11 protein-coding genes are annotated in these 14,634 nt (G+C 56.8%); 7 read left to right on the plus strand and 4 right to left on the minus strand.

Annotation, left to right across the window (positions count from 1 at the left end; translation table 11 throughout):
* Positions 1-19 precede the first annotated feature (19 nt).
* Positions 20-595, minus strand: coding sequence for a flavodoxin family protein (locus KGB14_RS18560; RefSeq protein ID WP_223488190.1), 576 nt, complete (start codon positions 593-595; stop codon positions 20-22).
* A 332-nt stretch (positions 596-927) separates the two neighbouring features.
* Between KGB14_RS18560 and KGB14_RS18565 the strand changes: the two genes are divergently transcribed.
* Positions 928-3,732, plus strand: coding sequence for an ATP-binding protein (locus KGB14_RS18565; RefSeq protein ID WP_223488191.1), 2,805 nt, complete (start codon positions 928-930; stop codon positions 3,730-3,732).
* Here the strand turns inward: KGB14_RS18565 and KGB14_RS18570 are convergent.
* Positions 3,697-5,175 (minus strand): ATP-binding protein, encoded by a 1,479-nt coding sequence (locus tag KGB14_RS18570; RefSeq protein ID WP_223488192.1) that lies wholly within the window; start codon positions 5,173-5,175, stop codon positions 3,697-3,699. The two genes, KGB14_RS18565 and KGB14_RS18570, sit on opposite strands and share 36 nt — an antisense overlap.
* 183 nt (positions 5,176-5,358) lie before the next feature.
* Positions 5,359-6,309 (minus strand): GlxA family transcriptional regulator, encoded by a 951-nt coding sequence (locus KGB14_RS18575; protein ID WP_223488193.1) that lies wholly within the window; start codon positions 6,307-6,309, stop codon positions 5,359-5,361.
* Between the two features lie 213 nt (positions 6,310-6,522).
* Between KGB14_RS18575 and KGB14_RS18580 the strand changes: the two genes are divergently transcribed.
* Positions 6,523-7,245: a pirin family protein gene (locus KGB14_RS18580; RefSeq protein ID WP_223488194.1), complete on the plus strand. Its 723-nt coding sequence runs from the start codon at positions 6,523-6,525 to the stop codon at positions 7,243-7,245.
* A 191-nt stretch (positions 7,246-7,436) separates the two neighbouring features.
* On the opposite strand, the gene KGB14_RS18585 is transcribed toward KGB14_RS18580, so the two are convergent.
* Complete coding sequence (locus tag KGB14_RS18585; RefSeq protein ID WP_223488195.1) at positions 7,437-9,248, minus strand: ABC transporter ATP-binding protein; 1,812 nt, start codon at positions 9,246-9,248, stop codon at positions 7,437-7,439.
* Positions 9,249-9,453: 205 nt separating this feature from the next.
* Here KGB14_RS18585 and KGB14_RS18590 point away from each other — a divergent pair, with 205 nt between their 5' ends.
* The 5 genes from KGB14_RS18590 to KGB14_RS18610 all read left to right on the plus strand — a co-directional run bounded on the left by KGB14_RS18590 (position 9,454) and on the right by KGB14_RS18610 (position 14,559).
* Positions 9,454-9,867: a VOC family protein gene (locus KGB14_RS18590; protein WP_223488196.1), complete on the plus strand. Its 414-nt coding sequence runs from the start codon at positions 9,454-9,456 to the stop codon at positions 9,865-9,867.
* 599 nt (positions 9,868-10,466) lie between these two features.
* Positions 10,467-11,198, plus strand: coding sequence for a winged helix-turn-helix domain-containing protein (locus KGB14_RS18595; protein ID WP_223488197.1), 732 nt, complete (start codon positions 10,467-10,469; stop codon positions 11,196-11,198).
* A gap of 12 nt (positions 11,199-11,210) precedes the next feature.
* Positions 11,211-11,963, plus strand: a complete 753-nt coding sequence (locus tag KGB14_RS18600) for an EAL domain-containing protein (RefSeq protein WP_317851033.1) — start codon at positions 11,211-11,213, stop codon at positions 11,961-11,963.
* Positions 11,964-12,001: 38 nt separating this feature from the next.
* On the plus strand, positions 12,002-12,670 hold the full coding sequence (locus KGB14_RS28565) for a winged helix-turn-helix domain-containing protein (protein WP_223488199.1): 669 nt from the start codon (positions 12,002-12,004) through the stop codon (positions 12,668-12,670).
* 494 nt (positions 12,671-13,164) lie between these two features.
* Positions 13,165-14,559, plus strand: coding sequence for an undecaprenyl-phosphate glucose phosphotransferase (locus tag KGB14_RS18610; RefSeq protein WP_223488200.1), 1,395 nt, complete (start codon positions 13,165-13,167; stop codon positions 14,557-14,559).
* Positions 14,560-14,634 lie beyond the last annotated feature (75 nt).

The raw sequence follows: 14,634 nt of genomic DNA on the forward strand, positions 1-14,634 counted from the left end.
TGCATGGGTTTTGCGGCGGTTAATCAGCGGTGTGGGCCATTCGTTCAGCCAGGCGCGCCACCCGCTCGCCCAAATGCGCGGCGGTGTGGCGGTCTTCGGGCGGCGGTGCAAGGCTGGGGGGTTGTTCAACGTTCGACTGCGCCATGGCCCCCAGCGAACTGCCGAGGCGATTCAACTGCCCATCGAACAAACCGGTGCTCGAACGTGCCGGCAGCAGGTCGAGGCCGACCCAGATCATCGAGTGCTGCGCGGCGAACACCGTCAGCTGCAGCAAGGTGTTGAGCTTGTCGCCGCACAGGCAGCCGGAATTGGTGAACCCGGCAGCCAGTTTGTCGCGCCAGGGCTGGGCCAGGTAGAACGACGCGGTGGCTTCCATAAAGCCCTTGAAGGCCGCCGAGGCACTGCCCATGTAAGTCGGTGCGCCGAAGATGATTGCATCGGCGCGGTGCAAGCGCTCCCAGTGATCATCCACTTCTTCGACCGGAATCAGCCGACAGGTGCTGCCCAGGTGCCGTTCCACACCCTGGCCCACGGCTTCGGCCATGACCCGGGTGTGCCCGTAGCCACTGTGATAGACCACCACCACGTTGCTCATTCCGGCTCCTCCAGAAGTGTTCATCCTTTTTGGCACGCTTTTTGTTGCAAGAAGGCCGATGCCTTCGGGTGAACTTGAAGAAATGGATTTTTGAGCGTAGACCGGACACAGGACGAGTTAAACGTTGTTAATTTTCAGCAGAGCGCCCACGAACGTGGCTGCCCCTGCGCCGGCGCCGCGCCCAATAAATACGGGGGCGATGAGCGTTGATGCTAAGTCAGCCGCCGCTGTGCGCCGCCAATAGTTGCCCGACGCTGCGTTGCGCTGCCGAAAAAACCTGAGGAACATGCCCGGATACCGCGTGATAGACGGATGCAAGCAGGAGTGACCCGTTGACCCTTTCCCCCGAACAGGCCATCCATTTCGGCCCCTACCGGATCTACCCCGGACAACGCCTGGTTATGGAGGCCGACCAACCCCTGCGCCTGGGTCGGCGAGCCATGGACATTCTGTTGATCCTGCTGGAACACGCCGGCAATGTGGTCAGCAAGCAGCAACTGATCGCCCGGGTCTGGCCCAAAAGCGTGGTGGAGGACATCAACCTGCGGGTGCACATGGCCGCGCTGCGCAAAGCCCTCGGTGACGGTCAGGCCGGCCAGCGTTACATCATCACCGTCGCCCAACGTGGCTACAGTTTTGTCGCGCCGTTTTCCCTTGAGCCGATCCAGCAACACCCGGAAAACGACGCCCATGCGCCGGGCAGCCATAACTTGCCGATTCGCCGGACCCGCATGATCGGTCGCCAGGCGCTGGTCGACAGCCTGGTGACGCAACTGGCGCGGCAGCGCTTCATCACCCTCGTGGGCCCCGGCGGGATCGGCAAGACGACCGTGGCACTGCGCGTCGCCGAGCAACTGATCGGCCACTACCGGGACGGCATTCGCCTGCTGGACCTGGCACCGATCAATGACCCTTTAACAATCACCACGCATTTGGCGACGCTGCTGGATTTATCCTTGCACGACACCGAACCCATGAGCAGTCTCGCGACCTTCCTGCGCGAACGGCAGATGCTGCTGGTCATCGACAACTGCGAACACCTGATCGACGCCGTTGCGTTGCTCAGCGAAAGCCTCCTTCGCGCGGCGCCCCAAGTGCACATTCTGGCCACCAGTCGAGAGAGTCTGCGGGCCGAAGGCGAATGCGTGCAGCGCCTGGAGTCGTTGGACTGTCCGCCGACCATCGCCGTGCTCGACCGCGCTCAAGCCCTGATGTTTTCGGCGCTGCAATTGTTTGTCGAGCGGGCGATGGCCAGCCACGACAGTTTTGAACTGAGCGACGACGAATTGCCGCTGGCGATTGAAATCTGCCGGCGTCTGGACGGCATTCCGCTGGCCATCGAATTGGCGGCGGCGCAAGTAGGCAACCTGGGTTTAAGTGGCTTGCTGTCACAACTGCAAGACAGTTTTCGTCTGCTTGCCCAAGGCAGCCAAACGACCCTGGGCCGCCATCAGACTCTGCGCGCGACCCTGGACTGGAGCTTCGAACTGCTCAATGCCTGCGAGCAAACCTGCCTGCGCCGATTGGGGGTATTCCGGGGCGGTTTTACCCTGGAGTCAGCGGCCGCCGTGATTGTCGGCGAGCACGTCGAGCCCGACGTCGTGTTTGCCTCGATCACTCAATTAGTCGCCAAGTCGTTGTTGAACGTGGAAGTGGGTGATGAAGAGGTGTTCTACCGCTTGCTCGACACCACGCGCGGCTATGCACTGGAAAAACTCGCCCAGGCCCAAGAGCTGCCAGACACCCGCAAGCGCCACGTCGAACGCTGCCTGGCCTTGATGCAGCAGGCCCAGAACGACTGGGAGCACATCCCGAGCGAGCGCTGGACCGAGCGTTACGCCCGCAGCCTGGAAGATATTCGTTGCGCACTCGATTGGGGTTTGAATGCTCAAGGGCCACAAGCCTTGGCGATCCAGCTCGCCGCGACCTCGACGCCACTCTGGCAGGAACTGTCGCTGCTCAAGGAGCACGGCGTGTATGTGCGCAAAGCATTGGCGTTGCTTGAAACGGCGTATCAGCCCTGCCCGCGTTTGCAAATGACCTTGAAGCTCGCCCTCGGCAGTTCCTGCTACCACACTCAGGGCGGCACGGCTGAGACCATCGAAGCGTTCGTCAGCGCCAAACGACTGGCCGAACAGTGCAACGATGCGGTGGGTCAGCTCAGAGCTGTCTCGGGGCACATGGCGGTCAACCTCAGTTGCGGCAACTACCAAATGGCTCTGGAGCAGAGCCGGCAATTCGACCGACTGGGCCTGCACGGCAATGCGGTGTTGTCCCTCAGCAATCAGCGCTTGCGGGTCCTGGCTCAGCACTTTGCCGGGGATCAGGCACTGGCGCGGGAGAATGCCGAGCAGGTCATTCAGCGCCTGGCCCAGAGCGGTCACCTCAACCGCTTCACCCACGGCTTTGGCGTGCAGTACGACCAGAGCGTTGCGGCCTTGACGATTCTGTCACGCATCCTCTGGCTGCAAGGGCACCCGGAAAAAGCCTGGCACACCGCGCGGCAGGCGCTCGACATTGCGATCCAGATCGATCACGGCACGTCCATCTGCTACACCCTGGCGCTGTCCGGTTGCCTGATCGCCCACTACAACGGCGACACTCCGGTCGCCCGCGAACTCGTGGGCCTGCTGCTTGAGCAAGCTCAGAAACACTCGGTGCTGCTGTTTTACACTTGGGCCAAACATTACGCGCAGGTGATCGACGCTGCCGATGCGCCGTCGTCCCCGCTGCCGAACACCGGGTTGATCAAGGAAATCATGGTCACCCTGGATGCGGGTTTCATCGATGACGCGCTGCTGGAGCGGGCCGAAAACGGCATGGCAGGCTGGAGCACCGCGGAAATTCTGCGCGCCCGGGCCGACGCGTTGCTGGCCGAGGATTGCCCCACCCGAGCCGACGCGGCCGAGGCGGTGCTGCTCAAGGCGTTAGCCGTGGCAAAAACCCAGGGAGCGCTGGCCTGGGAGCTGCGCAGCGCCACGTCGCTGGCCCAACTGTGGCAGCGTCAGGGTCACTTCCAGAAAGCCCATGAGTTGCTGGCACCGATTTACCATCGGTTCACCGAGGGTTTTGCCACACCGGACCTGACGAAAGTCCGTCGGTTACTCGACGAGCTGCAGCGACACCTGACCTTCTGATATCCAGCGTGCCCGGCTGATGTAGCGCTCATAACGCAGTTCATAGGCTCGCAAGTAGCCACTGTGGTCGAGTTTCTCCAGGGCGTAAGTGCGGGTGGTGTTGAGGAAGCGGTAACGGGTCACGCCGCTGCCCTGCTCCACCGACAGCAGCGATTTGCGCGCCAGGCTTTCCCCCCCTTTAACCAGGCTGGCAGGCAACAGCACTGCGCAACTGATCACGCCAATCGCCGCGTCCAGCGTGAACGCCATTTTGAACACCGCCAGCCGCTGCAACACTGCTTGCTCCAATGGGCTCAGCCGCTCATAGCTCCAGTCCAGCGCCGCTTTGAGGGTCTGATGCCGAGGCACGGCGGTGCGTCGGCCTTGGGTCAACAACTGAAAACAGTTGTCGAGTTGCGCTTGCAACCCCACCAGTGCCAGCGCATCGATCTGCGTCGCCGCCAGTTCAATGGCCAAGGGCAGTCCATCAAGCCGTCGACAGATTTCGCGCACCGCTTTGAGGTCCTGTTGGCGCAGGGCAAACCCTTGCTGACGGGCTCGGGCGCTGCTCACGAACAACTGCACCGCCGAATAGCCCATGGCCTCGGCCACGCTGTACATCACCGAAGCGGGCGGCACCGTCAGAGCCGGTAAACACAGCAACGTTTCCCCCGCCGCTTGCAGTGGTTCGCGGCTGGTGGCCAGGATCGACAGCCGTGGCGCCGAGGCCAGCAGATCGTCCACCACTGCCCGACAACGTTCGAGCAGGTGCTCACAATTGTCGAGCACCAACAAGGCATGCCGTTGTGCCAGCACCTGTGCGCCGACGTCCAGTTCCAGAGTTCGCGACACATGATCGACGAGCTGCGACGGGTCATCGATGACCGTGAGATCGATCACCCAGACGCCGTCTTGATAGTGCTGCAACAGTAACTCGGCCACACGCAGCGCCACGGTGGTCTTGCCTATGCCGGCCGGACCGACCAGGGTCATGAGACGCCGAACCGGCAACTGCCGGACCACACTGCCAATGATCGAGTCACGACCGATCACCGGTGTGAGCCGCGCAGGCAGGTTGTGCTGAAGCTTGTGCACCCTCTCGATCAGCACCGGCGTGCCTGCGTGGTCGCGTTGCACCGGGGCGATGAAGCTATAACCGCGTTGGGGAATGTTGACGATGTAGCGCTGGCCGTTCTCCCCGTCGCCGAGGGCCCGACGCAAGGCGGCAATGTGTACCCGCAAGTTGATTTCTTCCACCACGGAAGTCGGCCAGACGTGGGCAATCAGCGCCTCCTTGCTGACCACCGAACCGGCGCGCTCGACCAGCACCTGCAAAATATCCAGGGCCCGTCCACCCATGCGCAGCGGCCGAACACCGTCCAGGATCAGCCGTTGATGCAGGTGAAAGGCGTACGGCCCGAACCGCAGCACCGTGTCGCTGTTTATTGCTCTGAGGCTATTCATGCACGTTCGCGCGCTGAAAACCTGGCAGGCTCAAGGTACCGCAGAACCTATCGCACCCGTCCATCCAGGTTCCCGCACCTCCATATCAAAGAGTTCACGGGTATCTTGGCAGGCATGGGTGACGGTACAACGGCCACGGGAGGAGCGTCACGGTCATCACGGTGCGCGGAACGGACAATCGCGCTAGCTGAACTGTTCGCGGTATTGAGTGGGGGTCAGGCCGAGCTTTTCACTGAACAGAAAACGCATATGCCGCACGCTGCCAAAGCCACTTTTATAGGCCACGGTCTTGAGCGGCAGGTCGCCGGTTTCCAGCAGGTTCCTGGCGCGGTCGATGCGCGCGCTTTGCAGAAACTCCATCGGCGTCATGTCCACTTCCCGGGTGAAAACCCTGGCGAAGTGCCGCGCACTCATGTTCACCAGACCGGCCATGCGTTCGATGCTGAACGCTTCATCGAGGTGTTCGAGCACATGGTGCTGCACCCGGGTGATCGGCGTTTCATGGGGCGCAACCGCCATCATCAGCGGACTGAATTGCGCCTGCCCGCCCTGACGCTTCATCACCACCAGCAATACTTTGGCAACGTCCTGGGCAACTTTCTTGCCATGGTCCTGGGCAACCACCGCCAGCGCCAGGTCGATGCCTGCGGTGACGCCGCCGGAGGTGATGAGATTGCGGTCCTGCACGTAAATCTGATCGGTCTCGACGATGGCCTGGGGGAAGCCTTTGATCAGCCGTTCGGTGTAATGCCAGTGAGTGGTCACGCGATAGCCGTCCAGTAGCCCGGCATGCCCGAGCACGAACGCGCCGGTGCAGATCGCCCCATAACGGTTCGCCCGGGTGACAGCACCCTGAAGCCAGCCTAGCAACGGTGGATGTTTTTCGTTGTAAGCCCCCGGCCCGCCGGGTACCAGCAACAAGTCATAACGCTCGTTCGCCTGATCGATGTGCAAATCGGCCAGAACGTTGACGCCGTTGGAGGCCCGCAACGCGCCATGCTCGGTGCCGATGGTCGACAGCTCATAACGGTCCGCCGGTTCCAGATAGCGATTGGCGATGGAAAACACCTCCATGGGACCGGCCATGTCGAGCAGAAGAAAGTCGGGGAACAGCACCATTGCCACTGTTTTCATGGATTGGACATCACTGTTATCAAAGTCATCGGAACGTCGCGTCAGCGTTGAGCATTATGGCCAATTGTAACAACAAGGATACGTGAATCCGTGCACATAACTGTCAACCTGCACGAGACAGTATTTCAATTTTCATCCACTTATTGCACTCAACAGTAAACATTAACCTTCTCCTCACTCGGACGAATTCACGTCCTGACAGGAGATTTCATCATGCTGACCCTTCGTAAAGCTTCGGATCGCGGCGCCGCCAATCACGGTTGGTTGAAGTCGTTCCATACCTTTTCCTTCGCCAATTACCGCAACCCGCGTGAGCAGGGTTTTTCCGACCTGCTGGTGATCAACGACGACCGTGTAGCAGCCGGCAAGGGCTTTGGCCAGCACCCGCACCGCGACATGGAGATTTTCTCCTATGTGCTCGAAGGTGCCCTTGAACACAAGGACACCCTGGGCACAGGTTCGGTGATCCGCCCCGGTGACGTGCAGTTGATGAGCGCCGGCAGCGGCGTCGCGCACAGTGAATACAATCACTCATCGACACGCCCGGTGCACTTCCTGCAAATCTGGATCGTGCCAGAGTTTAGTGGCGCCAAACCGCGTTACCAGCAAGAGCATTTCAGCACGCAGAAAAAACGCGGGCGTTTGCAGCTGATCATCTCCCCTGACGGGGCCAGTGGTTCGCTGAAAGTCCGGCAGGATGCGCGGGTGTATGCCGGCCTGATCGACGGCAAGGAAAACGCCACGCTGGAACTGGCGGCCAATCGCTACGCCTATGTGCATGTGGCGCGCGGCAGTGTCGAATTGAACGGCATGCCGTTGCAGGAAGGCGATGGCGTACGGGTTCGGGAAGAACAGGTGCTGACCTTGAGCAATGGAATGGATGCCGAGGTGCTGGTGTTTGACTTGCGGCCACAGGAATTGCCGCAAATGCCGTGAAGTCTGGTGAGCCCAAAGGAACCGCTGTGGCGAGGGAGCTTGCTCCCCTGCCATAGGTGAATGATTCAGATAAGTCTGTTCATGAAAATCAAGAGATCGCAGCCTTCGACAGCGCCCACAATGTGTGCCCCCTGTAGGAGCTGCCGAAGGCTGCGATCTTTTGATCTTTGATGCCAGGACACAGACCAGAGCTACCGATAACCACGAGCCTGCACATTGAACAACTGCGCATAGCGCCCGCCCGCCGCCACCAGGCTGTCGTGATCGCCTCGCTCAAGGATCGAACCCTGGTCGAGCACGATGATGTGGTCGGCATTGCGCACGCTGGAGAACCGGTGAGAAATCAGCAACGTCATGCGGCCTTCGGTGTGTTGACTGAAGTGCTCAAACACCGCCGCTTCCGCCGCCGGGTCCAGGGCCGAGGTCGGCTCATCCAGAATCAGGATATCGGCGTCGCGGCGCATGTAAGCGCGGGACAAGGCGATTTTTTGCCATTGTCCACCAGACAACTCCTGCCCGCCGGCGAACCATCGCCCTAATTGCGTGGCGTAGCCGCGATCCAGACGCTCGATGAAAGGCGCGGCCATGCCGTCGGCGGCCGCTTGCTGCCAACGCGTTTCATCGTTGAACGCCAGGGTATCGCCCACGCCAATGTTCTCGCCCACGGAGAACTGGTAGCGAATGTAATCCTGAAAGATCACGCCGATGCGCCGTCTCAGCGCTTCTTCGTCCCAGGACTGCAAATCGCTGCCATCCAGCAAAATACGACCCTGATCGGGGCGATACAGCCGAGTCAGCAACTTGATCAGCGTGGTTTTGCCTGAACCGTTTTCTCCTACCAGCGCGACGCTGTGTCCGGGGAGCAGGTGCAGGTCAATGCCCTGCAAAGCGGCGCGGCTCGCCTCCGGATAACGGAAACCGACGTTCTCGAAACGCAAGCCATCGCCGGGCACGGCGCCCACGGTCAGGCTGCCGCTATCGGCAATAACCGGCTCGGCCAAATACTCATAGAGGCTCGACAGGTAAAGGCCATCCTCGTAGAGACCGCTGATCGCGCTCAAGCTGCTGCTCACGGCGGCCTGCCCCTGCTTGAATAGCACCAGGTACATGGTCATTTGCCCAAGGCTGATGCTGCCGTGAACGGTATCGACCACGACCCAGGCATAGGCCAGATAAAACGCAGTGGTGCCCAGCAACCCCAGCACAAAACCCCAGCCATCGCGACGCAGTGTCAGGCGCCGGTCTTCAGCGTAAAGACGAGCAAACGTGTCCCGATAACGCTGCAACAGCAGCGGCGCGAAGCCGAACAGTTTCACCTCTTTGATGTAGCCCTCATGGGAGAGCAGCGTCTCGATGTAATTCTGCTGCCGACTCTCCGGTGCCCGACGAGTGAAGAGCCGAAAGGCATCCCCGGAAAAATGCGCTTCGGCAAAGAACACCGGCAACGCCCCGACCACCAGCAGCACCAGCGCCCACGGCGAGAAATGCACCAGTAGCACGCCGAAGCTGATCAATACGATCAGGTTCTGGATCAGCCCCAGCGACTTCATCACCAGCGCCAACGGCCGGGTCGACGCTTCACGCCGCACCCGAACCAGCTTGTCGTAGAACTCGGAATTCTCGAACTGTACCAGCGACAACGTCTGGGCCTTCTCCAGAATCATCGTGTTAACCTTCTGCCCCAGCTGCACCCGCAACAGTGATTGCTGAACCGACAGTGCGCGCTGTGTCCCGGACAACAATGCAAGCACACCGGCTTCAAACAGCACATAGCGCAGAACTGGCCATAACGGCGCACTACCCTGCCGGGCGTGCAACTGCATGGCGGTCACTACCGCATCGACAATCCGCTGCCCCAACCAGGCCGCCAGCGCCGGCAGCACACCGGCGATCAGCGTCGCCAGCACCAACCCCAAAAACAGCCCACGGGACGTTCCCCAGACCAGCAACAAGGCACGTCTGGCCTGGTCGAGCAAAGAGGCAAAACGGGTCAGGACGGGCATAGGACGATGGACTCGGTGGCGGATGTCAGAGAAGCACGGCAGGTTCTACGGTACGTGGAATGAGCCACACGAGGCGATAAACCTCGGTTCGCCCATAGAAAAAACATCTAAAAAAACAGCACCGCTCGCCCCGTTTTAGCGCTTTGCTATGAAGAGTCAATGCCCATCGGGATTCGAGGGCGCTCTCCATAAGCAGGAGCAGAACATGAAAATCAATCCCTACCTGATCTTCAATGGTGACTGCCAAGCCGCTTTCACCTTCTACGCCAATAGCCTGCCAGGCAAGATCGAAGTCATGATGACCTTCGGCGAATCCCCGGCTCGCGATCATGTTCCGGTGAAATGCCACAACCTGATCATTCACACGCGTCTGCTGGTGGCGGATCAGGCAATCATGGGGTCGGATACCACACCTGATCGCCCCACAGCAGGCATGAGCGGCTGTTCGATTTCATTGAATGTCGACAATGTGGCTGAGGCAGAGCGGGTGTTTGCTGCTTTAGCGGAGGGCGGCAGTATTCAGATGCCATTGGAGGCGACGTTCTGGGCGGCACGCTTCGGGATGCTGGTCGATCGGTTTGGCGTGGCCTGGATGGTGAATTGCGAAAAGGATCAGTAAACAGGTCGGCCCTCCGGTTAGTACAAAATTTACTGGCGCTTTAATATCAACTTTAGCTTTTTTATTCAATAACCTGGCGGAATAACTCGCCATCCAAAAATTCAGCTTTTGACATAAAATATTACAGATACAATGAAAAAGGAGTGAATCAACATGGTTCCCCGCCTCGTTTGCCCTAAAAAGAGGCGACATTTGAACTGGCTGCCTTTCGAGTACGTACCTAAACTGCCATAGAACACCAAGGAATATCCTTATAAATCAATTTCGGCTTTCAAAAATGCGGACCTTCGCACAATTTATATGCAGACTTCTGAGTTATGCCTCGTTCTGTAGCCTGATCAGGGGATCAGCCACGCATCTGTATTGTTCATAGAAAAGTCAACCTAGAAAGCGTAGTCCCTGAAAGGCGCATACCAACTAAGTCGGACATCACAAAACAAATTGGCCAAAGCCTTCCGCCGTTGGCTATGTCATTGAATCAACTGGAACTACTGACGATGGAATGAGGCGTGTCCACGACGAGAAATGTTATAAAAAGTCAGATAACTTCAGTATTTTGTGTATTAAGATTGCAACGCCAGCACATAAGAGTAATTTGCATGATGAGTACCGAGAGAAAAATCGAAAATAGCCCGGGGGGTATTCTTGCTGTTGGGCGCACTTGGCGCTCCGCAGAAAAACTCCGACAGCTATTTGTATCTAATCTCACGCATATTTATACATTAGACTATCCAAATCCACTAAGCCTTGATATCGAGACTCAAACGCTCAACACCGTATTGATCGATATTGAAACCCCTGCCACTCTTAATTACTGCCTGGCGCTCATTAAACAGTTACGCACCACCCCGACAGAACTGGCCATTATCGTAGCAATCAACTATCGCTCTCCGCACACTAAAGTTGAATGCTATCTGGCTGGAGCCGATCATTGCATCAATGTACCTAATGATGACGATGAAAAAACCAGGCTACTATCAGAGCTGTTTGAAACGCCTGAATGGCAACCCCGCGTCAAGTTAACCCTGGACCAAACTTGCCTGCACCTATACAGCGACGAATATAAACTGGATCTGGCCTATCAGGAAATGAAAGCCCTGGATGCGCTTATTAATGCGGAAGGCCATATTCTGCATCATGATTGCATGGCTGAATCCATGGGCTTGAACATAAAACTTTACGACTCACGCGTTCTCGAGAAATCCATAAGCCGACTTCGCAACAAGATCAAAAAACACTTTGGCATTAATATCATCCACAGTGTTCGCGGCTATGGTTATCGACTGCTTCGAGGAGTCGTCTCAGTCAACCAAGCAAACTTTCACTCTTAAAGGGACTAAATGATGGAGCCCGGCAGGCAACTTATGGAGCAAGAAAACTTCGCACTGGTCTTCTTCAGGCAATCGATTCTCAAACGAAACGATGAACTGTTCGGCAGTGAAATATACGCCAAGGCGACCAAACAGGAGACACCTCTGAACAAGGGGTATCAACAACTGAATCCCGATCATCCATTGGTGACTTATCGCGAAGTTCTGACACGGATCCAGTTGAATGCGCTCTCACAGATTGAGGCCATACCTTCTCCGTCCGTACCCTCCAACAAGCTGTTCGTAACCATGAATCAATCAGCTTTATTGGATAAAGCGTTCATCAAGGAAATGAACGATGCTCAAGTGGTACTCAAAAAGTATGACCAACAGCTGATCCCCAGCATTAACAGCAGTTCGTTCCTGTCGTTCAACCTGAAAGAAAAAAGAACCATTATCAATCACATCCATCTATTAAAAGATAACGGGATCGAAATCGCTTTTGATGGCTATGATTTAAGCGACGACAGCGCCGAAAAACTGATCAGCCCGATGCTGTTCGACTACATAAAAGTGGACCTGACCAAATCCAATTTCGACATCATGGTCGAAAACAGCCAGGACTTTTTCAACCGGTCTTATGACTGCCTGAGCAGCATGATCCATACCAGCAAGATCAAGTTCGTGGCGGACCGGGTAGAGCACAAAGCGCTACACACACTGGCTCGCAGCATGCCTTTCGATTTTTTCCAGGGGAGATACTACTCGCCCACCGAGCTCATCTAAGCTTTGAAAATTTCACCCAACTAGGAAGGAACCTTATTGTGAATACGCCAAATAACAGCTTTCTGATTTTCACCCGAGACCAACTGGCACGACAAGCAATCGAATCGCTTCTTGCACAACGCCTGTGTTTATCTTTTGAAATCGAGTCGGGTAAGCTCAGCAGCGAACGCATCAGAAAGAGCCGCTTCACACACATCCTGCTCGACCAGGCCGATATATCGCTGAGCGACGTCAGTTTCATCCGCAAAAATCAAAAAGATGCGGAAATCATCCTCATAACGCCCAACTCGGAGCCTTCGGAACTCCATCACTTTTCGCACTTCGGTGTTGATGGTTTTCTCAAGAAGCCGGTGGCCGACGAAGAATTCATCTCGGCAGTCAGTCGGGTTAAAGAATCGCAAAGTAACCCTGACATCTGGTGGTTTAATGCTGACGAACGAACATTGGTCAAGGAAGACATCACCATCCCGTTGACCGGCACCGAATCATTAATGCTCACCCAACTGATACTCAGCGATCGACGGGTACTTAGCAAAAACGATCTTATTCTGCGCATCGATAAAGACCCGGAACAATATAGCGGCCTTGAGATGTGCCTGAGCCGGTTGCAGAAAAAGTTCAAGACCGCCGCCAAGGGAGAACGACTTGTCCGCTCGGTTAGAAACCGCGGCTATTGCCTGGCACAAAGGATAAGAGTCGCGTACTGAGCGAAATCGCAAACAACAATAACAATAAATGCGATTTCCCGTCCCACCCCATACATCCACATCACTTAATAGCCTGCCTCCTTGCACGACCTGAATGGCGCCATAGATCCCTCTCGTCGTTACGGCTCCGTGCCCTCCCCGTACGTATACCCGGCAAGCACTTATCGGATTACTGCAATTATATAGACAACCTAGCGATGTTCTCCTAACAAAAGAGCACGACCTTTTATAACAAGGGCTCTGAGAGGAGCACCGTTATAATTCGTCAGACACCCACCAAGATTAAGGTACTAGTATAAAACCCGGACACTGAGACAACCGTATCAGTTGACTTGAAAACAAGACCCCGATGGCCAGCCATAAGCCCGCGTTATTCCTTTCCAATAATAAAAATAACTTCTGACTGAACCGCGTTCGCTCAGCCTTTGTGCGTGGCTGCCATTTATTAACCGTCGACTGATACACAACGTGGCGCACGCCCGAGGGACACCGCGATGGTACATAATCGTATTAATCGAAACAGCATAACCAAAGGACTGACCTTCTGGGGGCAATGGGTAATTGCCATCACTTCGGTCAATGCATTGTTATTTGCTCTGGCTCTGTATCAAACAGGAGAAATAGAAGCCCATTATCGTGTGTTGGCGGTGCTTACTTTCCTGGGTTCGGTCCCCTCCTACTCCCTGCTGCTGGTTTATCACAAACAGCAGGGTTACCTCACCGGTCTGGGTCGGCTGCTGCTGGGGTGGCTGCTGACGCTTGCCGGGTTGACCAGCATCGGCTTTATCAGCAAGACCAGCGAATTGTTCTCCCGGGAAATCATCCTGGTCTGGGCCGTGGCCGGTTATTGCGTCCAAGCCCTGCTGTATCTGCCTTTGCACAGTTTTTCCAGGCATTACCATCGGCAATTGCACAGCCAAAACAACACCCTGATTATCGGCACAGACCAATTGGCGGTGAATCTGGCGGACAAATTGGCCAAAACCGAGTATCCGCCGCTGGTAGGCCTGATCAGTTCAAAGCCCAACGAGCTGTCTACCAACGTCAATGCTCACAAAATCGTGGGTCAGTTGCAGGAACTGCGCGAGCTGATCCGGGTGCATGATGTACGGCGGCTGTACATCGCGCTGCCCTTGAGCGATGCCAAACAGGTCGAAGCGCTGTACATCGACCTGCTCGACTCGAATGTCGATGTGGTCTGGGTTCCCGATCTGGGCAGCATGACGTTGCTCAATCACTCTGTCAGCGAACTGGATGGCCTGCCAGCCATCCATCTCAATGAAAGCCCCCTGACCAGTTACCCGACAGCGGCGCTAAGCAAGACCCTACTCGACCGCTGCCTCGCCGCTGTGGCGTTGATCGGCTTCAGTCCGCTGCTGTTGCTAATCGCCGTCGCGGTGAAGATTTCCTCCCCAGGTCCGATTATCTTCAAACAGGAGCGGCACGGCTGGAACGGCAAGATCATCAAGGTATGGAAGTTCCGTTCCATGCGCCTGCACGACGACCACCAGGTCCGCCAGGCCGGCCGCGAAGACCCGCGCATCACCCCGATCGGCCGTTTCATACGACGCACATCCATCGATGAACTGCCGCAGTTCTTCAACGTGCTGCAAGGCCATATGGCGCTGGTCGGACCGCGGCCACATGCGATCGCCCATAACGACTACTACACCGGAAAGATCCAGGCTTACATGGCCCGCCATCGAATCAAACCTGGCATCACCGGGCTGGCCCAGATCAGCGGCTGCCGTGGCGAGACCGAGACCCTCGACAAGATGCAAAAGCGTGTGGAGATCGACCTTAACTACATCAACAACTGGTCGTTGTGGCTTGATATCAAGATACTGATCAAGACTCCCTTCACGCTGTTTTCCAAGGATATCTATTAACTGCCGCGATCTTCGCCCCCTCTATTCTTTAGCTTGGCTACCGGGGCAGTCAGGTTCTCTGACTGCCCCGAAGCC

It is taken from the genome of Pseudomonas sp. A-RE-19 (assembly GCF_019956555.1).
In the GTDB taxonomy this organism is placed as follows: domain Bacteria; phylum Pseudomonadota; class Gammaproteobacteria; order Pseudomonadales; family Pseudomonadaceae; genus Aquipseudomonas.

Coding starts and splice junctions, on each gene's coding strand:
- KGB14_RS18585 (WP_223488195.1), bottom strand. CDS start 9,248: ATGCCCGTCCTGACCCGTTTTGCCTCTTTGCTCGACCAGGCCAGACGT.
- KGB14_RS18580 (WP_223488194.1), top strand. CDS start 6,523: ATGCTGACCCTTCGTAAAGCTTCGGATCGCGGCGCCGCCAATCACGGT.
- KGB14_RS18610 (WP_223488200.1), top strand. CDS start 13,165: ATGGTACATAATCGTATTAATCGAAACAGCATAACCAAAGGACTGACC.
- KGB14_RS18590 (WP_223488196.1), top strand. CDS start 9,454: ATGAAAATCAATCCCTACCTGATCTTCAATGGTGACTGCCAAGCCGCT.
- KGB14_RS18600 (WP_317851033.1), top strand. CDS start 11,211: ATGGAGCCCGGCAGGCAACTTATGGAGCAAGAAAACTTCGCACTGGTC.
- KGB14_RS18595 (WP_223488197.1), top strand. CDS start 10,467: ATGATGAGTACCGAGAGAAAAATCGAAAATAGCCCGGGGGGTATTCTT.
- KGB14_RS18570 (WP_223488192.1), bottom strand. CDS start 5,175: ATGAATAGCCTCAGAGCAATAAACAGCGACACGGTGCTGCGGTTCGGG.
- KGB14_RS18560 (WP_223488190.1), bottom strand. CDS start 595: ATGAGCAACGTGGTGGTGGTCTATCACAGTGGCTACGGGCACACCCGG.
- KGB14_RS18575 (WP_223488193.1), bottom strand. CDS start 6,309: ATGAAAACAGTGGCAATGGTGCTGTTCCCCGACTTTCTTCTGCTCGAC.